Source organism: Bradyrhizobium cajani (assembly GCF_009759665.1).
GTDB lineage: Bacteria > Pseudomonadota > Alphaproteobacteria > Rhizobiales > Xanthobacteraceae > Bradyrhizobium > Bradyrhizobium cajani.
Window position 1 is genome coordinate 515,886 of record NZ_WQNE01000001.1, and the last position, 22,349, is coordinate 538,234.

At 65.2% G+C, this 22,349-nt stretch carries 20 protein-coding genes; 1 reads left to right on the plus strand and 19 read right to left on the minus strand.

Features of this window, described 5'->3' with window-relative positions:
* Positions 1 to 25: 25 nt before the first annotated feature.
* The 15 genes from GPL20_RS02280 to hydA all read right to left on the minus strand — a co-directional run bounded on the left by GPL20_RS02280 (position 26) and on the right by hydA (position 16,938).
* Entirely contained in the window at positions 26 to 745 is a 720-nt protein-coding gene (locus GPL20_RS02280) for an ABC transporter ATP-binding protein (protein WP_157327470.1), read from the minus strand.
* A 1-nt stretch (position 746) separates the two neighbouring features.
* Positions 747 to 1,463: an ABC transporter ATP-binding protein gene (locus GPL20_RS02285; protein WP_157327263.1), complete on the minus strand. Its 717-nt coding sequence runs from the start codon at positions 1,461 to 1,463 to the stop codon at positions 747 to 749.
* Positions 1,463 to 2,533: a branched-chain amino acid ABC transporter permease gene (locus GPL20_RS02290; protein ID WP_157327265.1), complete on the minus strand. Its 1,071-nt coding sequence runs from the start codon at positions 2,531 to 2,533 to the stop codon at positions 1,463 to 1,465. Before GPL20_RS02290 ends, GPL20_RS02285 begins: the two co-directional genes overlap by 1 nt.
* A gap of 7 nt (positions 2,534 to 2,540) precedes the next feature.
* Complete coding sequence (locus GPL20_RS02295) at positions 2,541 to 3,413, minus strand: ABC transporter permease subunit (protein WP_157327267.1); 873 nt, start codon at positions 3,411 to 3,413, stop codon at positions 2,541 to 2,543.
* Positions 3,414 to 3,507: 94 nt separating this feature from the next.
* A complete protein-coding gene (locus tag GPL20_RS02300) occupies positions 3,508 to 4,761 on the minus strand; it encodes an urea ABC transporter substrate-binding protein (RefSeq protein WP_157327269.1) in 1,254 nt (417 codons plus the stop codon).
* A 10-nt stretch (positions 4,762 to 4,771) separates the two neighbouring features.
* Positions 4,772 to 5,437, minus strand: a complete 666-nt coding sequence (locus GPL20_RS02305; RefSeq protein ID WP_157327271.1) for an ANTAR domain-containing response regulator — start codon at positions 5,435 to 5,437, stop codon at positions 4,772 to 4,774.
* The gene (locus tag GPL20_RS02310) at positions 5,434 to 6,594 is read right to left on the minus strand and encodes a transporter substrate-binding domain-containing protein (RefSeq protein WP_157327273.1); all 1,161 of its coding nucleotides are present in this window, start codon (positions 6,592 to 6,594) and stop codon (positions 5,434 to 5,436) included. The genes GPL20_RS02305 and GPL20_RS02310 overlap by 4 nt, the downstream gene beginning before the upstream one ends.
* Positions 6,595 to 6,991: 397 nt before the next feature.
* A complete protein-coding gene (gene nikE, locus GPL20_RS02315) occupies positions 6,992 to 8,662 on the minus strand; it encodes a nickel ABC transporter ATP-binding protein NikE (RefSeq protein WP_157327275.1) in 1,671 nt (556 codons plus the stop codon).
* A complete protein-coding gene (locus GPL20_RS02320; protein WP_157327277.1) occupies positions 8,659 to 9,507 on the minus strand; it encodes an ABC transporter permease in 849 nt (282 codons plus the stop codon). The genes nikE and GPL20_RS02320 overlap by 4 nt, the downstream gene beginning before the upstream one ends.
* Positions 9,504 to 10,538 carry an ABC transporter permease gene (locus GPL20_RS02325; RefSeq protein WP_373568205.1) on the minus strand — a complete coding sequence of 345 codons (1,035 nt, stop codon included), beginning with the start codon at positions 10,536 to 10,538 and terminating at the stop codon, positions 9,504 to 9,506. Before GPL20_RS02325 ends, GPL20_RS02320 begins: the two co-directional genes overlap by 4 nt.
* 28 nt (positions 10,539 to 10,566) lie before the next feature.
* On the minus strand, positions 10,567 to 12,186 hold the full coding sequence (locus tag GPL20_RS02330) for an ABC transporter substrate-binding protein (protein ID WP_157327281.1): 1,620 nt from the start codon (positions 12,184 to 12,186) through the stop codon (positions 10,567 to 10,569).
* Positions 12,187 to 12,293: 107 nt separating this feature from the next.
* Positions 12,294 to 13,730 (minus strand): NAD(P)-binding domain-containing protein, encoded by a 1,437-nt coding sequence (locus tag GPL20_RS02335; RefSeq protein WP_157327283.1) that lies wholly within the window; start codon positions 13,728 to 13,730, stop codon positions 12,294 to 12,296.
* The gene (locus tag GPL20_RS02340) at positions 13,727 to 14,476 is read right to left on the minus strand and encodes an SDR family oxidoreductase (RefSeq protein WP_157327285.1); all 750 of its coding nucleotides are present in this window, start codon (positions 14,474 to 14,476) and stop codon (positions 13,727 to 13,729) included. Before GPL20_RS02340 ends, GPL20_RS02335 begins: the two co-directional genes overlap by 4 nt.
* Position 14,477: 1 nt before the next feature.
* A complete protein-coding gene (locus GPL20_RS02345) occupies positions 14,478 to 15,452 on the minus strand; it encodes an NAD-dependent epimerase/dehydratase family protein (protein WP_157327287.1) in 975 nt (324 codons plus the stop codon).
* A 16-nt stretch (positions 15,453 to 15,468) separates the two neighbouring features.
* Positions 15,469 to 16,938 carry a dihydropyrimidinase gene (gene hydA, locus GPL20_RS02350; protein ID WP_157327289.1) on the minus strand — a complete coding sequence of 490 codons (1,470 nt, stop codon included), beginning with the start codon at positions 16,936 to 16,938 and terminating at the stop codon, positions 15,469 to 15,471.
* Positions 16,939 to 16,994: 56 nt separating this feature from the next.
* On the opposite strand from hydA, the gene GPL20_RS02355 reads away from it, so the two are divergent.
* On the plus strand, positions 16,995 to 17,657 hold the full coding sequence (locus GPL20_RS02355) for an aspartate/glutamate racemase family protein (RefSeq protein ID WP_157327291.1): 663 nt from the start codon (positions 16,995 to 16,997) through the stop codon (positions 17,655 to 17,657).
* Here GPL20_RS02355 and GPL20_RS02360 read toward each other — a convergent pair.
* The 4 genes from GPL20_RS02360 to GPL20_RS02375 form a co-directional block, all read right to left on the minus strand.
* Positions 17,654 to 18,322, minus strand: a complete 669-nt coding sequence (locus tag GPL20_RS02360; RefSeq protein ID WP_157327293.1) for a flavin reductase family protein — start codon at positions 18,320 to 18,322, stop codon at positions 17,654 to 17,656. The genes GPL20_RS02355 and GPL20_RS02360 overlap by 4 nt on opposite strands.
* Positions 18,323 to 18,327: 5 nt before the next feature.
* Positions 18,328 to 19,260: an N-carbamoyl-D-amino-acid hydrolase gene (locus GPL20_RS02365; protein WP_157327295.1), complete on the minus strand. Its 933-nt coding sequence runs from the start codon at positions 19,258 to 19,260 to the stop codon at positions 18,328 to 18,330.
* Between the two features lie 106 nt (positions 19,261 to 19,366).
* The gene (locus tag GPL20_RS02370) at positions 19,367 to 21,049 is read right to left on the minus strand and encodes a long-chain-fatty-acid--CoA ligase (RefSeq protein ID WP_254125352.1); all 1,683 of its coding nucleotides are present in this window, start codon (positions 21,047 to 21,049) and stop codon (positions 19,367 to 19,369) included.
* Positions 21,046 to 22,341 (minus strand): aminotransferase class III-fold pyridoxal phosphate-dependent enzyme, encoded by a 1,296-nt coding sequence (locus GPL20_RS02375; protein WP_157327297.1) that lies wholly within the window; start codon positions 22,339 to 22,341, stop codon positions 21,046 to 21,048. Before GPL20_RS02375 ends, GPL20_RS02370 begins: the two co-directional genes overlap by 4 nt.
* Positions 22,342 to 22,349 lie beyond the last annotated feature (8 nt).

The following is a 22,349-nucleotide window of genomic DNA, read 5'->3' on the forward strand; positions in this document are numbered from 1 at the left end:
TCTCCTTGGTTGGGGCGTCGTTTTTTTAAACTGCCAGATGGCGACGCATCTCCGCCTCGTTGTCGAGCGCCGCGCGATCGAGACTTGCGACGATGCGGCCCTTGTCCATGACGTAGCAGCGCTGTGCCATGGCGCGGATCATGTCCAGATTCTGCTCGACCAGGATGATGGTCACGCCGGTCCTGCGATTGAGCTCGACCATGTTGCGCGCGATGTCCTGGACGATGTTGGGCTGGATGCCTTCCGATGGCTCGTCGAGCAGGATGAGATTGGGGTCGGCGATCAGGACGCGTCCGATCGCGAGCTGCTGCTGCTGGCCGCCGGACATGGTACCGGCGCGCTGATCCCAGCGCTCGGCCAGGATCGGAAAGGCCTCGACGATCTTGCGCCGGCCCGCCTCGGGAATGCCGCCGCCCTTGATGGCGGCGCCGACCGCGACGTTTTCGCCGACGGTCAGGCGCGGAAACACGTCGCGCCCCTGCGGCACATAGCCCATGCCGAGACGCGCCCGCTTGTGGGCCGGGAGCGATTCCACCGCCTCGCCGCGATAGACGATCGAGCCGCTCATCGCCGGCACCAGCCCGATCAGGCTCTTCATCAGCGTCGACTTGCCGACACCGTTGCGTCCGATGACGGCGACGATCTCGCCTTCCCGCACCTCGATCTCGAGGCCCTGGAGCACCGGCTTGCCACCATAACCGGCACGCAGGGCCAGCGTCGAAAGGATCACTTCCTTGCGCGGCATATCAAGCATGGGCCTGTCCCAGATAGATCGCCGCGACACGCTCGTCGGCCACGATCTCGTCGATCGATCCCTGGGCAAAGACCTGGCCGAGATGCAGCACGGTGACGCGCTGAGCGACCTGGCGCACGAAGGCCATGTCGTGCTCGATCGCCAGCACGGTCATGCCATCGGCGTTGAGCCGCTGCACCATCTCGCCGGTCATGTGGGTTTCCTCCGGCGACATGCCGGCGGTCGGCTCGTCCAGCAGCAGCAGGCGCGGCTTCAGGCTGATCGCCATGCCGATCTCCAGCCATTGCTTCTGGCCGTGGCTGAGATTTCCCGCCGTCTGCGCCTGTTCGGATTCGAGGCCAAGGAAGTCGAGCAGCCGGCCGATCTCGGCTTCAAGCTCGACGCCGCGATGCCGGCTCTGGAGTGCAATCTCGAGGTTCTGGCGGACGGACAGCCCCTTGAAGACTCCCGGCACCTGGAACTTGACCGACAGGCCCCGATGAATCCGCGCAAAGGACTTTAGCGTCGTGATGTTCTCTCCGGCGAAGAGAATGTCGCCGCTGCCCGGATGATGCTCACCCAGGATCAGGCGGAACAGCGTGCTCTTGCCGGCACCGTTCGGACCGATCAGGCAATGAATCTCGCCGGGATTGAGCGTGAGGTTCACGCCGTTGGTGACGTGCAGCCCGCCAAAATGCTTGTTCAGCTCGCGCAGCTCCAGTAGCGACATCAGCCCGCCCTCTGCGTGAAGCGGGTGGCGAGGCGACCGAGCCAGTTCATCACCCCGAGCACGAGGCCGTTGGGCGCGATCAGGACCGTGAGCACGAGCAGCACGCCCATGAAGACGAGCGCATACTGGCTGCCGTAGATCGTGAGCGCCTGGAACGCGGCCAGCACCACCAGTGTGCCGACCACGGTCGACGTCAGATCGCTGCGGCCGCCGACCGCGACCCAGATCAGCGGCAGCGCCGCCGCCGTCATGCCCATACTCGACGGGGTGATGTACTGTCCCCACACCGTGTAGAGCACCCCGGACAGACCCGCGAGCACGGCGCCGATGACGAAGGTGATGAGCTGATATTTGCGCACGTCGTAACCCAGCATCTCCGCCCGCTCCGGGTTCTCGCGGATCGCGACGATGACGTTGCCGAACGACGAGTTCATCAGGATGCGCAAGGCCAGATAGACGAAGACCAGAAGGCCGAGCACGAGGTAGTAGAGCCCGACATCGGCGAACAGCACGATCGGCTCACCCGGCCAGGGGATGGTCAGAGGCGGCATCGCGCTCATGCCGTTGAAGCCGTTGAGCCGTGCAACTCCGATGTGCCACTCCGGCCCCGCCGTCTGCGCCATGAAGCGCTCCAGCATCAAGGTGACGGCGAGCGTGACGATGCCGAGGAAGACGCCGGCGATGCGGCCGAAGAACATGAAATAGCCGAGCAGGACCGCGAACAGCGCCGCGATTGCGACTGCGGCCACGAGCGCGATCAGCGTAAAACCATAGGCCGAGCCGAAATTGATGGTGAGGATGCCGTAGCCATAGCCTGCGATTCCGAAGAAGGCGGTCTGGCCGAAGGAGAGCGAGCCGCCATAGCCCCAGATCAGGCACAGGCTGAGCGCGATGAACACCCAGACGAAGAAGTAGACGGTGTTGCCAACCGTGTAGCCGTCGCTGAACAGCGGATAAGCGAGTGCGACAGCGAGCACCACGGCGAACAGGCCCCAGAAGGCCGGACCGCGACCGACGGTCTGCGGGCCTTCGAGACGGCGAAACATTGCGAGCAGACCGGTCACCGCCATCACTCCGTCAGGTGCGCTCGCGCAGCACGAAGCCGGAAATGCCTTTCGGCAGCACCCGGACGACGATGATGACGGCGACCAGCAGGCCGATCTGGCCGAACAACTGCCCCTGCCAGGACGTCATCACCGACTTCACCACAGCGAGCACGCCGCCGGCCGGCGCCGTGCCGAGGAAAACGTCGGCGCCGCCGATGACGACGGTGACGAACGCTTCCATGATGAAGGTTGCCCCCATGGTCGGCACCAGCGTCATGGTCGGCGCGTAGAGGCCGCCGGCGAGGCCGGCCAGCCCTGCGCCACAGGCAAAGGTGAGGCTGTAGATCAGGCGCGTATCGACACCGAGCGCCGCCGCCATGTGCGGCACCTGGATGGTGGCGCGTGCCAGCACGCCGAAGCGCGTCCAGTTGAACAGCGCATAGAGCCCCGCCAGCACGCCGAGCGCGGCACAGAACAGCACGATGCGATAGATCGAATATGAGTAGTCGCCGACCTGGAAACTGCCGAACGGCGTGCCGACGCCTGCCATGGTCGAGCCCACCATGATCAGCGTGCCCTGCGTTGCGATCAGGCTGAGCCCCCAGGTGGCGACGATGGTGTCGAGCGGGCGGTCGTAGAGATGGCGGATCACCGCGAGCTCCACCACGACGCCGACCAGCGCCGACACGAGGGTGCCGGCAAGTATTCCCAGTGGCAGCGGCAGGCCGGCATGCACAGTCGCGGCGGTGACATAGGCGCCGCACATGATGAACTCGCCATGGGCGAGATTGATCACGCCCATCATGCCGAAGATCACCGCCAGCCCGCAGGCCGAGAGCACCAGGAAGGCGAAGGCGTCGCCGAATTGATAGAGCGCCGAGAATACGTGGGTCGCGATGTCCATGAATCAACCAGGATGGAGGGAGACGCGACGTCGCCGCCGCAGGTGTCCGTGACCGCCCCGGCGCGCCGCGAGCGCCGGGGCGATCAGCCGCCGGTCAGGGTTTCGGCGGGGGATTCGATGGCGTATATTGGGCCATCGGATCTTTCTTGGTGAGATCGCAGCCGGCTTCACCCAGCCAGTACGGCTTGATGTCTTCCCAGGTTTTCGGGAAGGAGATCGAGTGATCGGCACCGACCTTGGCGAGATAGATCGTGTGCGACATGTGCTGGCTCTTCGGGTCGATGCAGACCTTGCCCTCCGGCGCGTCCATGCAGACGTCGCCCAGCGCGATCACCTTGCGGATCTCCTCCCGCTTGGTCGACTTCGCGCGCTCCACCATCTGCTTGTAGAGATAGACCGCGAGATAGGAGTTCTCCGCCTCCTGGTTCACATAGGGCTCGCTCGGGAACTTCGCCTTGAACTTGGCGTAGAATTCCTTGCTCTTGGGCGAGTCGATCTCCTCGATGTAGTTGGTGGTGACGTACATGTCCTTCAGGCTCGGCGGCTTGAAGCGCTTGTGCTCGTAACCCTGTCCGACGTTGACCGAGGACGCCATCGGCAGGTTGACGTTGGCGGAGGCCGCCTGCTCGTAATAGGAGGCCTGCGCGGTGCCGACCAGCAGCGTCACCACGAAGTCGGGCTTGGCCTTCTGGATGTTCTGGATGCTTTGCGAGAACTGCGACACGCCGAGCGGGATGAACTCCTCGCCGGCCATCTTGCCGCCGTTCTCCTTGACGATCTTGCGCACCCATTCCGCCGAGATCTGGCCGAAATTGTAGTCGGCGGCGAGCGTGTAGACGTTCTTGCCGTACTTCTCCATCATGTAGGGGATGAGCGTCGAGAACTGCTGCTCCGGCACGGCGCCGGTGACGATCATGTGGCCGTCGCAGACGCCGCCTTCGTACTGGTTGTTGTAGAAGGCGAAGCCGTTGAACTGGTCGACGATCGGGCGGTACGCCTCGCGCGAGGCCGAGGAGAAGCCCGCGAACACGACGTCGACCTTGTCGCGCTGGAGCACACGGCGCATGAACTCCTGGTAGCGGGTGTTGTCGGACTGGGTGTCGTAAGCAACGAGCTCCAGCGGCCGGCCCATGATGCCGCCGGCCTTGTTGATCTCGTCGGCCGCGAGCTGGATGGCGTGGACCTTGCCGATGGTGGCCGCGGCGAAGTCGCCGGACTGATCCTCCAGCACGCCGAGCTTGATCGGGTTTTCCGCCGCGAGCGCCAATTGTGATCCAAGGGGTGATCCGAGGACAAGCGTCCCCGTGAGGGCTGCGGCGCGCAGCCCCCGCAATACAGACTTGCTCATTTTGCTTCTCCTAGATGGCCTGCTTGTTGCCGCCTTGCAGCGTGATGCCGGTCGTGCGGCCGGACGTGTCGGGCGGCTTCGCCCGCTTGCTCAGAAACTCCTCGCAATAGAGTTCCATGTTCTGCCGCGCGCGCATGCTGTCGCGACGGAGCTGGGAATAGGCACCTTCCTCGTCGAGGCCGTCCTGCTGCATCAGCAGGATGACCGCCCGGATCACCGCGCGGCGGCCGCGGCGGCGCTCCTCGAGGCCCTGGAGGCGCTCGCTCATTTCGGCGCGCAACAGGAACTGGTTGATGCCCATGAAGAGCGACGTGTAGACCGCGCCGCCATGTACCGGTTTGCGCAGGAACGAGGTCGCCCCGAGATTGACCAGCGCCTTGAGCCGGCTCGGCGCCTCGACGCCGACGAGGCCGATCACCGGCACCGGCGGCAGCCGCGAGGCCGGGTTGACCTCGATCGCGACGGCGCCTTCCAGATCGCCGTCGACGAACAGGATGTCGCGATCAGCCTGAAGGCTCGCAATTTCGATCTGCGCGCGGCCGTCGATGATCTCCGGATATTCGGTCGAGACGCCGAGCTTGGCGAGTGTCGATTCGAGCGTGCTCTCCCATCCGCCTCGCCGGGTGACGACGATGGCCCGGCCGCCCTTGAAGTTCTGTAGCAGTCGAGAGCTCATGATTGCACCACTTTCAACAGCGGAGAGCGCATTGCGCTGGCAAAGCGCGGCGACGACTGGACGAGATATGGATCCGGCGCGATCGGCTCGCGGGATTCGAGCAGCACCTCGAACTGCCCGTTGGCCATCGAGCGGCCGATCCGCGGCGTGAGCCAGGCGTGAAAGGTCTGCCGGTCGATACGGACGTCCCCTTGCGGCGCGCGCAGCCGCTGATCGGCCACGGCCGCGCGCACCGTGCGCGCGTCGTCAGTCCCGGCCTGCGACAACGCCGCCGCGAGCAGCTTGACGGCGATGTAGGAGGATTCGGCATCGGCCGACGTGACCGGTCCATCCGGAAAGGACGTCGCGTAGGCGCGGATAAAGGCGCCATTTTCGGGCGAGTTCAGGGAGGAGAAGTAGACGCTCGAGGATAGATGTCCGTCGACTGCGTCCGGACCGATTTCCGGCAATTCCGGTTCCGACAAGGTGCAGCTCGCGACCGGAATTTCGGCGGCCTGGTCGATGCCGCGAACGCGGCAGGCCGCCCGGAACGCGCGGAAGAAGGCATAGGCACTGGTCCCGATCAGGTTGTTGAAGACGAAGTCGGGCCGGTGATCGATGATTGCCGCGATCACCTGGTCGACCTCGGTATCGCCAACCGAGAGATAGCGCTCGGCGAGCACGGTGCCGCCGCGCGCGGTCAGCGCCTCCCGGAAAATGCGGTTGTTCTCCCAGGCCCAGATGTAGTTCGAGCCGACGCAGAAGGCGCGCTTGCCAACGCGGGACGCCAGATAGTCGACGAGCGGCAGCACATGCTGGTTTGGTGCAGCACCGGTGTAGATGACGTTATCGGAGCTCTCGAAGCCCTCGTAGTGAGACGGATACCACAACAGTCCGTCGAACTTCTCGAAGCAGGGGATCACTTCCTTGCGGCTCGAGGACGTGTAACAGCCGACCACCTGCCGGATGCCCGAACGCAGGAGTTCGAGGCTGAGCGCACGGTAGCGCGCGAGATCGCCCGACGGGTTGACCACGACCGGCTCCAGCGCGACGTCGCCCTGGCTCGCATTGACTTCCTGGAATGCGAGCATCGCGCCGTTGAGGATCGAGCGCGCGACGACGCTGTAGGAGCCCGTCGTCGAAAACATCACGCCGATCCGATACTGCTTTCGCGTCATCACTCGATCCAAAAACAAAAAAGCGCCCGCCGGCCGTTAAGCCGAGGGCGCCCTCGCCGCCAACCGAACACGCAATCGCGTGGCGTTGGAAATGGTTGAACTTATCGCGTTGGTGGGCCAGTCTGCCCTACGCTCGCGAATACGGTCGTTGAGATCGGCCACGTTGTCAAGCGCGTTGTTGCAGCGAAGACTGCCGCAATTCATATCGACGTGTAGCAAATCTGAGCAGCGAACCGGCGCGCCGCTGCAGGTGCGAATTGACGCAAGCAGACAGATGCGTCGACCGGTCCCATTTCGTCACGTGCGCCTCTCGCCATCTACCAATCCCACAGGGCACCCGTCTGACTCCGCTAACGCAGACCTTCAGCACGTCCGCGACCGCGACGCGCATCACACTTCAGGCGGTGCCCAGAAGCGCGGGCTCCGTCTCGATATGAGGGATCGCCTCGACCAGCTTGCGCGTGTAGTCGGTCTTCGGGTCATCGAACAAGGCCCGGCTTTCCCCCTGCTCCACGATGCCGCCGTTGCGCAGGACGATGGTGCGGTCGCAGAGCATGCGCACCACGTTGAGATCGTGGCTGACGAACAGCAGCGCGATGTCGTGCTCGCGCCGGAGGCGGTCAAGCAGTTGCAGCACCACAGCCTGCACAGAGACATCGAGCGCGGCCGTCGGCTCGTCCAGCACCAGGAGCCGAGGCCGGCAGGCGATGGCACGAGCGATCCCGACACGGGCTTTCTGACCACCTGAGAGTTGATGCGGAAAACGCGGCAGCAGGTCCAGCGGCAAGCCTACACGCTCCGCGCACTCCTCCACCCGCTGCCGCAACACCTCGCCTGCGCGCATACCGTCGAGCCTCATCAAGGGATGGGCGATACAGTCGAAGGCGGTGAAGCGCGGGTTGAGGCTCTCGTTCGGGTCCTGGAAGACCATTTGAATGTCCCTGCGCAGGCGCGAGCGGTGAAACTCGCGTGCCGGCACATGACCGATCGACTGCCCGTCGAACACGATGTCGCCCTCACTCGGGTCGATGAGACGGCAGATCATCCGCGACGTCGTGCTCTTGCCCGATCCGGATTCGCCGACGAGCCCGACGCTCTCGCCGCCGGTCATCGTCATGGAGAAATCGGCCACTGCCGCGGAGCCCTGGTCGAAGCGCTTTGCCAGTTTTCGCACTTCCAGCAGCGGCGGCGTGCCATGCGCGAGCTCCGGCCTGGGCTTGCTGGCAACCGCCGCGTAGCCTTCCCTCTCCTCCTCCGTCACGAGATCCTCGATCCGCGAGGTCGCCGTCGGCGATGCCGCAACCAGGCGCCTGGTATAGGCGTGCTGCGGTGCACGGAATAGAGTTCCGGGACTCGCCTCCTCGACGATGCGGCCGCGTTCCATCACCGCGATGCGGCGGCAATAGCGCGCGGCAAGCCCGAGGTCGTGGGTGATCAGGATCGTCGCCATGCCGCGCGCGGCCGCGATATCAGCCAGCAGGTCCATCACCACCTTCTGCGTGGTGACGTCGAGCCCGGTGGTCGGCTCGTCGGCAATCAGGAGCGCGGGATTGCAGGAGATCGCGATCGCGATCATGACGCGCTGGCACATGCCGCCGGAGAGCTCGTGCGGATAGGCATTCATCCGCGTTTGGGGATCGCGGATCTGAACGGCGCGCAGCAAGTCCAGCGCCTCCGCACGCGCCGCGTCCTTCGATATCCGCTTGTGGGTGAGGATCGCATCCGCGATCTGGAGGCCGATCGCCCGGATCGGATTGAGCGCCGCGCGCGGGTTCTGGAAGATCATCGACATCGCGGCGCCCTGGAGGTGACGGAGGTCATCGCCCCTGAGCTTCGTCACGTCCTGGCCGCGAAACAGGATCTTGCCGCCCGTGACGCGCCCGGCCGCGTCCAGCAGCCGCGTCGTCGCAAAACCGGTGACCGACTTGCCCGAGCCGCTCTCGCCGACAAGGCCGAGCATCTCGCCCTTTTCGACCGAGAGCGTCACGCCGCGCACGGCTTCGACCATGCCGCGCCGCGTCGAAAACGCGACGTGGAGATCGTCGATCTTGAGCAATTCCTCGCTCATGTGCGCATGCGGGGGTCGAGAATGTCCCGCATCCCGTCACCGAGGAGATTGAAGCATAGCACCGCCATCATCAGCGCAAGGCCTGGAAAGGCCACCAGCCACCACCGCCCGGTCGAGATGAAGCGCGCGCCCTCCGCGACCATGATGCCCCATTCCGGCGTCGGCGGCTTGACGCCGAGCCCGATGAAGGACAGGCCGGCTGCATTCAAGATCGCCCAGCCGAGATTGAGCGAGATCTGCACCGCCATCGCCGGCAGGATGTTGGGCAGCAGGAAGCGCAGCACCACCGAGAAATGGCTCTCGCCGCAGGCGCGCGCGGCCTCGACCCAGCCGAGGTTGCGCCTGACATTCACCTCGGCCCGCGCGAAGCGGATGTAGAAGGGAAGATTGATCACCGCTGTCGCGATCACGATGTTCTCGATCCGGTTGCCAAGCGCCGCCACCATCGCCATCGCCAGCACGAACAGCGGAAAGGCCATCATCACGTCGACGAAGCGGCCGACCGCGCGATCGAGCCGGCCGCCGGCATAGCCGCAGAACGAGCCGACGACGGCCCCGATCACGAAGGAAATGCCGACCGCGGAGACGGCGATGGCAAGATCGAGTCGTGCCGCGATGACGAGCCGGCTGAACACGTCGCGCCCGAGCTGATCCGTGCCGGCGATGTGCGCCGCGCTCGGCGGCTGCAAGGCCTCCGAGACGTTGGAGACGATGGGATCGTAGGGCACGATCCACGGCCCGAAGATTGCGAGCAGGACGAACAGCAGGACGCCGGCCGCGGCGACACCGGTGAGCGGATTGCCGCGCAGGATCCAGACCGAATGGCGGAGGGTCGCGCTGGTCATTCGATCGATACCCTGGGATCCGCGATGCCGTAACAGATATCGACCGCCAGATTGACCAGCACGAACAGGCTCGCCATCAGCAGCACGAATCCCTGCACCGGCGCATAGTCGGACGACAGAAGCGCATCGAGCGCGTAGGAGGCAACGCCCGGCCAGGAGAACACCTTCTCGACCAGCACATTCGCGCCGAGCATGGTGGAGAACACGATGCCGGCGATGGTGATGACGGGAAGGATCGCGTTCCTCAACGCATAGGTGACGACAACCTTGCGCCAGGACAATCCGACCGAGCGCGCGGTGCGCACGAAATCGCTGCCGAGCGACACCAGCATCGAGGCGCGGGTGATCCGCGCCAACGGCGCGATGACGAACAGGGCCATGCTCACCGCCGGCAGGATCAATTGCTTGCAGGCCGCCCACCAGCCGTCGATGTCGCCGCCCAACAGAAAATCGATCGACAGGAAACCGGTGCGTTGCGGCGGCAGCGAGGTGAAGACGTCGATCCGCCCGGTCGGATCAGGCGCAAGCCCGAGCAGATAATAGAAGACGTAGATCAGCAGGAGGCCGGAGACGAAGGTCGGCACACAGACGCCGAGCGCGCAAAACAGCCGTACGCCGTGATCGACGATCGATCCCGGCCGCAGAGCCGCCAGCACGCCGAGCGGCACGGCCGCGACCAGCGCGATCAGGAGCGCCGTGAAGGTGAGCTCGAGCGATGCCGGCAGCCGCTCGCGCAAATCCTTCAGAACCGGCTGCCCCGTCATCATGGAGCGGCCGAGATTGCCGTGACCGATATCGGAGAGATAGTAGACGAGCTGCTCCGGCACCGACCTGTCGAGCCCCATCTGCTTGCGGATCTGCTCGATCTCCTCCTTGCCGGCGTTGGGCCCCGAGGCGAAGAACACCGCAGGGTCTCCCGGCAGGACCCGCATCAACAGAAAGGTGAAGACCAGCACGCCAAACAGCGCCGGCAGCGACGACAGAAGCCGCCTGCCCGCCCGCACCATCGTGCTACCGAGACCGGTCATCACCCTTCAAGGCCTCCCTTGTCCGGCGGCGTCACTTGCGGCTGACATCGCGATAATCGACCTGGCGGTGGAACTCGTAGGTGTAACCCTCGATTGACGGAACCATCACCGCGTCCTGGTTGGGCTGCCACAACATGATCTGCGGCATCAGGTCGGCATGCATCGCGTTGAGCTTGCGGCCGTCTTCCTCGTACTTGGCCTTGTCCGGCTCGAAGCGCGCCTCCTGCGCGATTGCGGCCAGTTCGGAATTGTTGGTCGAGCTGTAGTTCCAGCGTTGGTTGCCGGTGTAGAAGTTGCGGTAGAAATAGTCGGTCGAGGGCAGCCAGGCGACGATGCCCTCGGTGAAGAAGGGCAGCTTCTTCTCGTTGATCTGGGTCGACATCTGCGCATCCGGCAGCTTCTGGATGTCGACCTTGATACCGATCTTGCCGAGCGATTCCTTCACCAGGGCAGCCATCGGCTCCGCTGTCGAGGCCTGACCGACGTTGAAACTGAAGGTGGTCGAGAAGCCCTCGGGGAGACCGGCGGCCTTGAGATATTCCCGCGCCTTGTCGAGATCGATCTTCACCGGCTGCTGGAACGGATAGGTGCCGTTCAACGGCTTGCCGTCGGGCCAGGTCGCTCCGAACAACGGCGCTCCGCGGCCGAACAGCGCGGCCTTGAACATGTCGTCATAGGGCAGCGCAAAAGCGATCGCGCGGCGGACGTTGACATTGTCGAATGGCGGAATCTGGTTGTTCATCGAAACATAGGTGATCGCATTGTATTGCGGTGTCGAGATCACCTTGAGCTTGCCCTTGGCTTCGAGCGACTGCACGTCACTCGCCTGAAGATCGATGACGATGTCGGCATCGCCGCGCTCGACGAGATTCGCGCGCGTCGCCGGCTCCGGCACCGACTGCACGATCACGCGCTTGAAGAACGCCGGCTTCTGGGGCGAACCACGGTTCCAGGCCTCGTCGCGCTTGAGGATGACCTGCTCGCCCGGCTTGAAGGACTCGACCACATAGGCGCCACTGCCGGCGGTGTGCTCCTTGAGCCAAGCGGTCGCCCAGGGATCATCAGTCGTCGCGTGCGCCTTTGCGACCTTCGAGTTGATGATCATCGGGTAGACGGTGGCCAAATTCGGCAGCGCGAGCTTGTCGGGCTTCGGCAGCGTCACTTCGATGGTCAGGGGATCGATCACCTTGAACTGATCGGCCGAGGTCAGCGATCCCGTCAAGAGCTGCGCCTTGCCGAGGATCGGCGCGGTGACGCAGCGATCGAGCGACCATTTCACGTCCTCGGCGGTGACCGGCGAGCCATCCTGGAACTTGGCGTCCTTGCGCAGGCGGAACGTTATCTTCAGCCCGTCTGGGCTGACGTCGTAGGACTCGGCCAATTCGCCCGTGATCTTGTCGAGATCAAACACCCATTTGCCGTTGAGCTGCTTGCGGCCGAACGCCACCAGCCGATCGTAGGTGCTCATGCTCAGCGCGAAGGACTCGCGTGTCGCGCCGGGGATGTTGGGATCGAGCGTGTTGACGGATGCGCCGGTCACATAGCGCAGCGTTTCCGCCCTTGTCTGTGCCTGCGAGGGCGCGGTGGCGGCGAACAGAAGTGCGACAGCGGCGATCGCGCAGGACGCCGGCCTGAAAGACACAAAACGCATTCTTTTTCCCTTGAATTTCGACAAGAAACGCCAGCAAGGCAGGTTAAGAAGCAAGCAAGTTGCGCGCCAATCTCGTGAGACGCTTCGCCGCGGCGGCGCATGAATGATCATCGCGCTTCTCCCATGTTTCGGGCCGGCCGCGTGACCACGGCCTGCGGCACGTCATAGGCGCTGAGCGATGCCCAGTGCCGCTCGACATCGGCACAGAACAGACCGCGGGTCAGACCGTGGACCAGCTTCGGGACCGCGGTGGTCATCGCGTTGATCGACGATCCCGACGGACCGAAACTCATGGTCGAGGCGATGGCAAACAGATGGATGTTGGAGATCCATGGCGTCTCGCCCGGCACACGCTCGGTGAAAGCATAATCGTCAGCGAGATAGGGAAAGCGGCCGAGCCGCGCGTTACGCTCGCCTTCCGGCGGCTGGTAGCAGTCGGCCCAGGTCGCGATGTTGTCGGCAAATCCGCGCAACTCGCCGCGGTCGGCAAAGCTCATGTCGATGCCGGTGCCGCAGATCATGAAATCCGCCATGAGCGCGCCGCGCGGCGTCTGCAGTTCAATGGCTGTGCCGGTCTCGCGCGCCGCCTCGACCGGCGCGCCCTCGTGCAAGGTGAAATTGGCGTGGCGCGCGCAACGGTCGTAGGTTGCTTGCGGAAACCCCTCGCGCATTTCGAGAATGGCGCGCATGAAGCGCCAGCGCCAGGCATCGTCGAGATCGCTGAGATGACGCAGGAAGCCGCGGAAGGTAAGCCAGCGATAAGGCTGGATCACCTGGATCTGTGCGCGGCGGCAAAGCAGATATACCCATGCGGCTCCCGCCTCAAGCGCCGTGGCCGCATTGTCGAAGGCGGAGGCGCCGGCACCGATCACGGCGACACGCTTGCCGCGCAGACTGTCGAAGTCGATGTCGTCGGCGACGGTTGCGACCGAACTCGCCGGCAGACCGCGCAGCGGCTCCGGGATCATCCAGCCGCCCATGCCCTCCTGCCCCGTCGCCAGCACGATCTTGCGTGCATGGAGCGTCTCGACGGCGTCGGCCCGTTTCACGCGTGCGGCAAGCAAGCCGCCAGGCGCGGGCACGATCTCCAAGAGCTCGCAGCTGTTACACACCGGCAAGCCGATCGTACGCCGGAGCCAGAGCAGATACTCGGCCCAATGCCCGCGCGGGATCAGGTCGAGTGTCCGCCAACTCGCAGTGCCGAAGCGCGCCTCGTGCCAGGACTGATAGGTCAGGCTGGGGATATCGAGGTCCGGACCGGTGTAATCCTTCGGGCTACGCAGCGTCGGCATGCGTGCATAGGTGAGCCACGGGCCCTCCTTCCCCTCCTCGGCCTTGTCGAGCAGCAGGATGTTGCTGACGCGGGAGCGCATCAGACCGAACCCGATGGCAACGCCGGACTGTCCTGCGCCGACGATGAGAACGTCCAGCGCGGGCTTGCCATCCGGCCCCGTCTTCGGTTCGAGCCATGCGGCACCCGGATGCGCGATCCTGGCGAGATCGGCGCGAATATCCGCTTCGAGCTGTGTCAGCGCATCACTCATGCGGCGAGCCAGCCTCCGTCGACGACCATCACGGTGCCGGTCGTGAATGAGGATGCATCGCTGGCGAGATGCAGCACGGTCTGCGCGATCTCCTCAGGCACGCCGAACCGCTTCATGGCATGACGGTTGCGGGAGGCTTCACGGACCTCATCCGAATTGGCGTGACGGGCAAAACTGCGCCGCAGCATCGGCGTGTCGATCGCGCCAGGCGCGATCGCATTGACGCGGATGCCGTCGGTGGCAAAGTCCACGGCCATCGTCCGCGTCAGGCTGACGATCGCGCCCTTGGCCGCGATATAGGCACTGTTGCCCTTGCCGCCGGCAATCGCGAGCTGCGATGCCAGCGTGATGATCGAGCCGCTGTTCTGCCGCTGCATCTGCGGCACCGCCGCCCGCGCCCACAGCCAGGTGCCGCCGACATTGGCGCGGAACACCGCGTCCCAATCCTCCGGACTCGTCGTCAGCACCGTGCCGCCGCAGGAGAAGCCGGCCGCGGTCATCAGAATGTCGAGCCGGCCGTGCCTCGCGACGACGTCGCCGACAACGGTCTCGGCGAAACCGGCATCACCGACGTCGCCGACATGCGTCGTTGCCTCGCCGACCAGGCTCAGCGTGTCCTGAAGGCCTGCGGCATCGCGATCGACCAAGGCAAGACGCGCGCCTTCCTCCGCGAACAGTTTTGCGCTGGCGCGGCCGATGCCGGAGCCTGCGCCGGTGATGATGGCCGTGCGCCCTTGCAGCCGCATGTCAGATCGCCTCCCGGTGCTGCATCCACCACCTGCTCATCGCAGCCGCGGACTCGGCGCAGCCGAACCGCGCGCGCCAACCGAATTCGTCCGCCATCCGCGTCACCGACAGCGGCGCGCGATCCGGCCCGTGCAGCTTGATGAACGTCGTCTCGCCCGGCGCCGCCAGCCGGCATTGCAGGCCGGGATGCAGGGCCGCGAATGCCTCGCCCCATTGCAATGCGGACCATGCCGCCCCGCAGGAGATGTTGTAGAGCCGGTGACGCGGCCGCTCGGCTTCGATCAACACCGCCACGGCCTCAGCAGCGTCCGGAGCGTAGGTCCAATCCTTCATGCCTGGCCCCGGCATGATCGCAGGCTCGCCGCGACTGAACGCAGCCAGAATCTGCAGCTGAAGGCTCGGCGTGTCGCGCACAGAACCGGTCCGTTCCCACGGACCGAACACGGCGCTCAGCCGGACGCTGAGGAAATCGCCGCCAAAGAGTTCGGCATGGCGAGCGACAGATCGCTCCGAGGCGAATTTGCTGATGGCGTAGAAGGAGACGGGATCGCAGGGCGTCTCCTCGTCCAGCACCGGATAGCGGCCCCCAGCGGCACCATAGGCCGACGCCGACGAGAGATTGACGACGCGGTGAACGCCGTGGCGGATCGCGGCTTGCAAGACCGGGATCTGGGCCATCACGTTGATCTCAAGAACGTGCGCGGTCGACGTCCGCTCGAGTTCCTCGCCGGCGGTGATCGCCGCGCCGAGCACGATCGCGTCGCAGCCCTCGGCGATGAGGAGGTCGATCGCAGCGGCATCGGTGATATCGCCCGGTACGACCTTGAGCCGCGCTCCGTGATCGGCCAGCGCTCGCCGCGCCGATGGCGGCAACTCTGCGCGATCATGCAGCGTCACCTCATGGCCGCGCGCGAGCAGCACCTCCGCGAGATTGAGGCCGACAAAGCCTGTGCCGCCGAAGATGACGATCTTCATCGCGCGCGATCCACCGTCACAACAGTTTTGCTCCAAAATTCCGTTCCGGATCCATGTCGGCGACGAGCCGGCCGGTCGGCTTCGCGGCCTCGCCGCCGCTGCGCGCGAGGAATTTGCCGCTGCCGGCGTCAGCGAGACACTTGTTACCGTCGATGATGACCCGGCCGCGCGAGAGCACGTTAACCGGCCAGCCCTTCAGCTTGCGGCCCGCGAACGGCGTATAGCCGGCGAGATCGTGCATCATTTCGTCCGATATCGTGACCTCGCGGTTGGGGTCCCAGATCGCGATATCGGCATCGGCGCCAACCGCGATCGAGCCCTTGCGCGGATGCAGATTGTAGATCTTGGCCGGCGCCGTCGCGGTCAGCTCGACGAATTTTTCAAGACCGAGCCGCCCCTTCGATACCATCGCGTCGAACAGAAGCGGCAGCCGCAACTCCAGCCCCGGCAGTCCGTTGGCCACCTGCTTGAAGTTCGGATTGGGTCCGGCGCGCAGCTTGCCGGTCTCGTCGTAGCGATACGGCGCGTGGTCCGACGAGATGGTCTGGAGATCGCCGAGCGACAGCGCCTGCCACAACGCCTCCTGGTCGGAATGCGTGCGCGGCGGCGGGCTGCACATCCATTTGGCGCCCTCGGCGCCCGGCTTGTCGAGATCGCCGGCGGTGAGAAACAGATATTGCGGACAGGTCTCGGCGAAGACCTTCAGCCCCTGCCCGCGCGAGTCGCGGATCACCTTGGCGCCTTCGGCGGTCGAGACGTGGAAGATCATGATGGGCTGGTCGATCAGCGCCGCCATCCCGATCAGCCGCGTGAAGGCCTCCGCCTCCGAGACGCGGGCGTGGCTGACGGCGTGGTATTTCGGCATCGTGTAGCCCCGCGCGAGCAGCCGCTTCACCATCCAGGCGATGATGCCGTGATTCTCGGCATGGGCGCACAACATCGCACCGGACTGGCGCGCGGCGAGGAGGATGTCGAGCAACGGCTCGTCGTCGACCTTGAGCCGGTCATAGGTCATGAAGATCTTGATCGAGGCATGCCCCTGCTTCACAAGCGCGGGAATGTGCTCCTCGACCGTCTCCTTGGTGGCGTCCGCGATGATCATGTGAAATGCGTAGTCGATCACGGCGCCTTTCTTCGCCAGCGCGTGATAGTCCGCCACCACCTGCGGCAGCTTCATGCCGACATGCTGGGCGGCGAACGGGATCACCGTGGTCGTGCCGCCGAAAGCCGCGGAGACGGTCGCGCTCTCGAACGTATCGGCGTTCATGATGCCGGCGGCGGACAATTGCTCGATATGGGCATGGCTGTCGACGCCGCCGGGCAGCACCAGCTTTCCGCGTGCATCGATCTCGCGCTTGGCCGGCGGAAGCCCACGGCCGACGGCCGCGATGGTCTCACCGGAAATGGCGACGTCGGCCTCGAACACGTCGGTCGTGGTGGCGACGCGACCGCCGCGAATGATCAGGTCGTAGATGGGTTCAGTCATGAGGCACTCCATGATATGCCTAAGCTCAATGATCGCCCTTTTGCAGGAAAACCATCATGTCCCGGCCGCGCATTCTCGTCGTCAATCCAAACTCCAACCCCGCGGTCACGCAGGGGCTGGAGGACGCGCTGAAGCCGCTCGGCTTCGACGGCGGGCCGGAGCTGGTCTGCCAGACGCTGGCGGAAGGTCCGTTCGGAATTGAAAGCCAGGCCGATGTCGACGGCGTCGCGATGCCGCTGCGCCGACTGGTTGAAGGTGACAACAGCTCGGCGGCCTTCGTCATCGCCTGCTACAGCGACCCCGGGCTTCAGGTTTGCCGCGAAGGCACCGACCGCCCCGTGTTCGGCATCGCCGAGTGCGGCGTGCTGACGGCGCTCGCCCGCGCCGAGACCTTTGGCGTCATCGCCATCGCGCAGCGCTCGATCCCGCGCCACATGCGCTATCTCAGACAGATGGGACTGACCGAACGCCTGGCCGGCGAGCGGCCGCTCAACATGAGCGTGGCGGAAACCGCCTCGGGCGACGGCACGCTGGCAAAGATGATCGAGATCGGCCGCGCGCTGCGCGACGAGGACGGCGCCCGTGCCATCGTGATGGGCTGCGCCGGCATGGCGCGGCACCGCCGCCCGCTGGAAGACGCGCTTGGCATTCCCGTGATCGACCCGACGCAGGCGGCCGTCACCATGGCGCTGGGTGCGGTGCAGTTCTCGGCTCACTAGGCGTCCTTCAGTTCTTTGGCATCCTGCCGGGCAAGCCATTGCGCGTGGCTCTCGCGCGCCAGCGCAAACGTGTCCCGCTGCGTCGTGTAGAGATTGCCGAACATGCGGCCGATCGGCCGGTAGGCGTCGAGATCGACATACATATTGGCCTCGTCGACGAGGCCGGCGCGGGCATGAACCCTGAGCACCTCGCCGACCAATAGCTCGCGATCGGGCGAGAAGGTCAGGACGACATGGCGCCGGCATTCCAGTGCAAAGGGTGCCGCGGCCAAGCGCGGCACCTTCACGTCGACGGAGGGAAGCGTGGCCAGCCCGGTCGCCGCGACCTCGCTGTCGCCGGAAGGGAAATCGACCGCGCAGTCGTTCATCGCCACCGACAGCGCCTCGTCCACCATGTGAACGACGAATTCTCCATCGCGATGGATGTTGCGGGTTGTGTCCTTCGGACTGTGATCCGGCTTGTGCTGGAGCCCGAGCACGATCAGCGCCGGACTTTCCGAGAAGACGTTAAAGAAGCTGAAGGGCGCGGCATTGACCGCTCCGTTCTCGTCCAGCGTCGTCACCAGCGCGATCGGCCGCGGCACGATCACGCCGCAGAGCAGCTTGTAGCGATCGCGCGGATCGAGCTCGCGCAGGGAAATCCCCGATGTGCTCCGGTCAGCCATCAGCGTCACTTCTCCGGCGGCGGCACGGCGCCGGTGCGGCTGGTGATCAGGCCGTAATGCTCGATGCGGCGATGCCGGGCGAAATCGAAGATCGTGGTCTTGCCGAAGATGGTGGCATCGAGATCGCAGGGATGAACCAGAAGCTCGTCCTCCTCCGTCTTCGCTTCGGCCACGATCTCGCCGTCGGGATCGACGATCAGGCTGCCGCCAAACAGCGGATGCCCGTCCTCGACGCCGGCCTTGGCGACTGCGACAACCCAGGTCGAATTCTGGTAGGCGCCGGCCTGCACGGAGAGGCGATTGTGAAACAGGCGCTTCTCGACGCCCTCCTCGCTCTTCTCTGCGTTCACGGACGGCGTATTGTAGCCGATCAGCACCAGCTCGACACCCTGCAAGCCCATCACGCGATAGGTCTCGGGCCAGCGGCGGTCGTTGCAGATGGCCATGCCGATGATGCCGCCCAGCTCGCGCCAGACGTTGAAGCCGAGATCGCCGGGCTCGAAATAGCGCTTTTCCAGGTGCTGATGCGAGCGGTTGGTGTCGTACTCCACATGGCCCGGCAGATGGACCTTGCGGTACTTCCCGACAATCTTGCCGGACTTGTCGGTCAGGATGGCGGTGTTGAAGTGGTGGCCGTCGGGCGCCAGCTCCGCATAGCCGAAATTCATCGCCATCTGGTGCTGCGCCGCACGTTCGAACAGCGGCTTCGTCGCGGCATTCGGCATCTCGCGCTCGAACCAGATGTCGGCCTCCGCCCGATCCTCCGAATACCAGCGCGGGAAGAACGTCGTCAGCGCGAGTTCCGGATAGACGATCAGATCGGCGCCTTTCTTCTTCGCTTCGTCCATCAGCGCGATCATGCGCTTGACCACGGCCTCGCGGCTGTCGGCCTTCTGGATCGGGCCCATCTGGGCGGCGGCGACATTGACGATACGCATCAGCGAGTTCCTGATTTCCTGGTGAGGCTGGGGATCGCAGCTTCGAGGGCGTGTCGGCGTACGCAGCATAACGCAGCCTCGCGCCATTTTTCCAGCCAAGCAGCTTTCATGCCGTCCGCCCCCATTCGGCGTCCTGCAACAGCCGCCAATTGATCTTGTTGCTCGCCGTGCGCGGCAGCTCATCGACGAAGACGACGGCGCGCGGCGCCTTGTAGCTGGCCATCGCGCTGCGCGCCCAGCTCACGACGTCATCCGGCGAGGTCGTTGCACGCGCCGCCTCATCGAGAACCACCAGCGCCTTGACGGTTTCGCCGCGATAATTGTCGGGCGCCGAGACGATGCAGCACTCCCGGATGGCGCGGTTCTGGTACATCGCCGCCTCGACCTCGGCCGGCCACACCTTGAACCCGCTGACATTGATCATCCGCTTGAGGCGGTCGACCGCGAAGAAATAGCCGTCGGCATCGCGGTAGCCGAGATCACCCGTGCGCAGGAACCGTTTTCCGCCAAGCTCGACAAACGCTTCGGCATTGGCGTCGGGCTTGTTCCAGTAACCCAGCAGCACCTGCGGCCCGTGCACGACGATCTCGCCGACAACGTCGTCGTCGAGCTCGATCAGGCTCTCGGGATCGACGACCCGCGCATCGGTCTCGTGCACGGCAATGCCGAGGCATTGCCGCTTCGGCGCCGCCATCGGATTGAGATGGGTGGGCGACATGGTCTCGGTCATGCCATAGCCTTCGACGAAATCGAGGCCGAAACGGCTCTTGAGCCGCTCGGCGACCGCGGTCGGCATCGCCGCACCACCGCCGGTCAGAACCTTGAGCTTCGCAAAGGATCTATCGCGGAAGCGGGCGCTTGCGAGCACATCCCCAATCATGGTCGGCGCTGCGTTCCAGAAGGACACGCCATAGCTTTCGAACAGATCGGGCAGCAGATCCCTGTCCCAGCGCGCCATCAACAGCAGCGTGGCGCCAGTGACCATCGCAGCATTCATCGAGCCCTGCATGCCCGCGACGTGGAACAGCGGCATGAATCCGGTCATGACGTCGTCGCCGCCGAGACCGTACCAGCGTGCTTGCAGGACTGCGGTGAACAGCGCGCTGCGATGGGTATGCATGCACGCCTTGGGCTTGCCCGTCGTCCCCGACGTGTAGGGCAGGATCATGAGATCATCTGGGCCAACGCTCATCGCATTGGGGCGCAGGCCTTGCGCGATCACCGACGACCAGGAATGCCAGCCCGCCAAAAGCGGCACCTCCGACGGCGCTTCGGTCACGCATGACGGCAGCGCATAGGGTGTGGCGGCCGGAACCTCGTCGCGATACTGCGCGACGATCGTGCGGGTGATGGACTCACCCACCAGCGGGGCAAAGACATCGGTCAGCTCGCTGCCGATGATCGCGACCCGAGCGCCGCTATCGGCGGCGAGATGCGCGATCTCGGCGGTCTTGTTCATGGGATTGACGGGCACGATCACGGCGTCCGCCCGCATCACCGCATAATAGGCGATGACATATTGCGGCGAGTTCTGAAGGGCGATCATCACGCGGTCACCGCGCGCCACACCGCAAGCGCCTTGCAGGAAGCCGGCCATGGCGTCGACCCGGTCGCGCAGTTCGGCATAGCCCAGGCTCGCGCCGTAGAAGACGGTTGCCGGGTGCGCAGGGCGATCACGCGCAGCTCGCGCGAGTGCGTCATAGAGCGTACCCTCCGGCATGGCGAGATGCCAAGGCTCGCCCGCCGGCCAGGCCCGCGATCGAAGGAGCGTTGCGTGATCGGCGCTCACCCGTGCTCCTCGTCGGCAATATCGAGACCGTGGTCGAGCGCATCCAGCAGCCACTCGGCCTCATGCTCGGAGATCACCAGCGGCGGCGCCAGGAACAGCGACGTCTGCTCGCCGCTGGTACCGATCACCGCGCCGGCCTCCAGCGCCCGCGCCGCGACGCGCGAGGCGATCGGCACCTCCGAGGTGTCGGCGTGCCAGGTGCGCCAATCCGGACCGTGCAGCTCCACTGTCCAGTGCAGTCCCTGTCCTGCCACGCGCTGCACGCTCGGATGTTTTTGCGCGATCGCGAGCAGGCGGCGGGTGAACAGCTTTTCGAGGCTCTTCACATGCTCGAGGATCTTCTCTTCGCTGACGACCTTCAGATAGGCGCTGACGGCGGCCATGCTGATCGGATGGCCTCGCAGCGTGCCGTAGTTCTGCCAGCTGGTGCCCTTGAGCCGCTCGACGATGTCTTTCGACACCACGACCGCCGCGACCGCCGCCGCGCCGCCGCCGAGCGATTTTCCGAGTGTCACGATATCGGGACGGCTCGTCGCGCCCTGAAACGCGAACCAGCGCCCGGCACGGCCCGCGCCGGTGACGACCTCGTCCGCGATCCAGTATGAGCCCGCCTGCCGCGCGCAGCGCGCCACCTCGTCCTGATAGGCGCCGTCGTAATAGATGCCGCCCTGGGTGTAGTCGATGAGCGTCGCCGCAGTGTCCGAAAGCAGACGCGTGGCATCCGCCAGATATTCGCTCGGCGGGGCATTGTTGGCCGGCGCACCATAGATCGCACCGTCCGGCGCCGGCAAAATCCGCACGGGTGCCATCGGCGCCGGGAGCTTCGAGCCGCCGGCATGCACCGCGAGGCCGCCGTGCCATTGCGGCTGCACGGTCATGCTGCGCGAGAGGCCGGTGATGCCGTGATAGGCGCGCTCGCGCGTTGCCAGCGCAGAGCGCTGTGTCAGCGCCTGGCAGAGCGACAGCGCCATGTCGTTGGCCTCGCTACCACTGATGCAGAAGCGCACTGCTCCGACCCAATCCTCCTCGCCCTTGAATGCGGTGGTCATCAGATCATCCGCAGCCTGCTCGCGGCCGACCCAGGTCCACCCTTCGTTCACGACAGGCGTATCGGCCGCGCGGCGGATTGCCTCCACCATCGCCGGATGCCGGTGCCCAAGGCCGCCGCCGGTGTTGCTGCCGTCGATGAGCCTGCGGCCGTCCGCGAGATGAAAGTAGATGCCCTCGCCGCCGACGACGGCCATTGGCGCGCTGTCGCCCGCATTCAGCCCGGTTCGCAGCAATCTGCTCATCGCAATCC

Bases quoted from the DNA above. Each gene is read 5' to 3' on its own strand.
- GPL20_RS02335 (WP_157327283.1), bottom strand. From the start codon at position 13,730: ATGAGTGATGCGCTGACACAGCTCGAAGCGGATATTCGCGCCGATCTC.
- GPL20_RS02280 (WP_157327470.1), bottom strand. From the start codon at position 745: ATGCCGCGCAAGGAAGTGATCCTTTCGACGCTGGCCCTGCGTGCCGGT.
- GPL20_RS02375 (WP_157327297.1), bottom strand. From the start codon at position 22,341: ATGAGCAGATTGCTGCGAACCGGGCTGAATGCGGGCGACAGCGCGCCA.
- GPL20_RS02290 (WP_157327265.1), bottom strand. From the start codon at position 2,533: ATGGCGGTGACCGGTCTGCTCGCAATGTTTCGCCGTCTCGAAGGCCCG.
- GPL20_RS02360 (WP_157327293.1), bottom strand. From the start codon at position 18,322: ATGGCTGACCGGAGCACATCGGGGATTTCCCTGCGCGAGCTCGATCCG.
- GPL20_RS02355 (WP_157327291.1), top strand. From the start codon at position 16,995: ATGTCCCGGCCGCGCATTCTCGTCGTCAATCCAAACTCCAACCCCGCG.
- GPL20_RS02300 (WP_157327269.1), bottom strand. From the start codon at position 4,761: ATGAGCAAGTCTGTATTGCGGGGGCTGCGCGCCGCAGCCCTCACGGGG.
- GPL20_RS02320 (WP_157327277.1), bottom strand. From the start codon at position 9,507: ATGACCAGCGCGACCCTCCGCCATTCGGTCTGGATCCTGCGCGGCAAT.
- GPL20_RS02285 (WP_157327263.1), bottom strand. From the start codon at position 1,463: ATGTCGCTACTGGAGCTGCGCGAGCTGAACAAGCATTTTGGCGGGCTG.
- GPL20_RS02305 (WP_157327271.1), bottom strand. From the start codon at position 5,437: ATGAGCTCTCGACTGCTACAGAACTTCAAGGGCGGCCGGGCCATCGTC.
- GPL20_RS02330 (WP_157327281.1), bottom strand. From the start codon at position 12,186: ATGCGTTTTGTGTCTTTCAGGCCGGCGTCCTGCGCGATCGCCGCTGTC.
- GPL20_RS02295 (WP_157327267.1), bottom strand. From the start codon at position 3,413: ATGGACATCGCGACCCACGTATTCTCGGCGCTCTATCAATTCGGCGAC.
- hydA (WP_157327289.1), bottom strand. From the start codon at position 16,938: ATGACTGAACCCATCTACGACCTGATCATTCGCGGCGGTCGCGTCGCC.
- GPL20_RS02345 (WP_157327287.1), bottom strand. From the start codon at position 15,452: ATGAAGATCGTCATCTTCGGCGGCACAGGCTTTGTCGGCCTCAATCTC.
- GPL20_RS02310 (WP_157327273.1), bottom strand. From the start codon at position 6,594: ATGACGCGAAAGCAGTATCGGATCGGCGTGATGTTTTCGACGACGGGC.
- GPL20_RS02340 (WP_157327285.1), bottom strand. From the start codon at position 14,476: ATGCGGCTGCAAGGGCGCACGGCCATCATCACCGGCGCAGGCTCCGGC.
- GPL20_RS02365 (WP_157327295.1), bottom strand. From the start codon at position 19,260: ATGCGTATCGTCAATGTCGCCGCCGCCCAGATGGGCCCGATCCAGAAG.
- nikE (WP_157327275.1), bottom strand. From the start codon at position 8,662: ATGAGCGAGGAATTGCTCAAGATCGACGATCTCCACGTCGCGTTTTCG.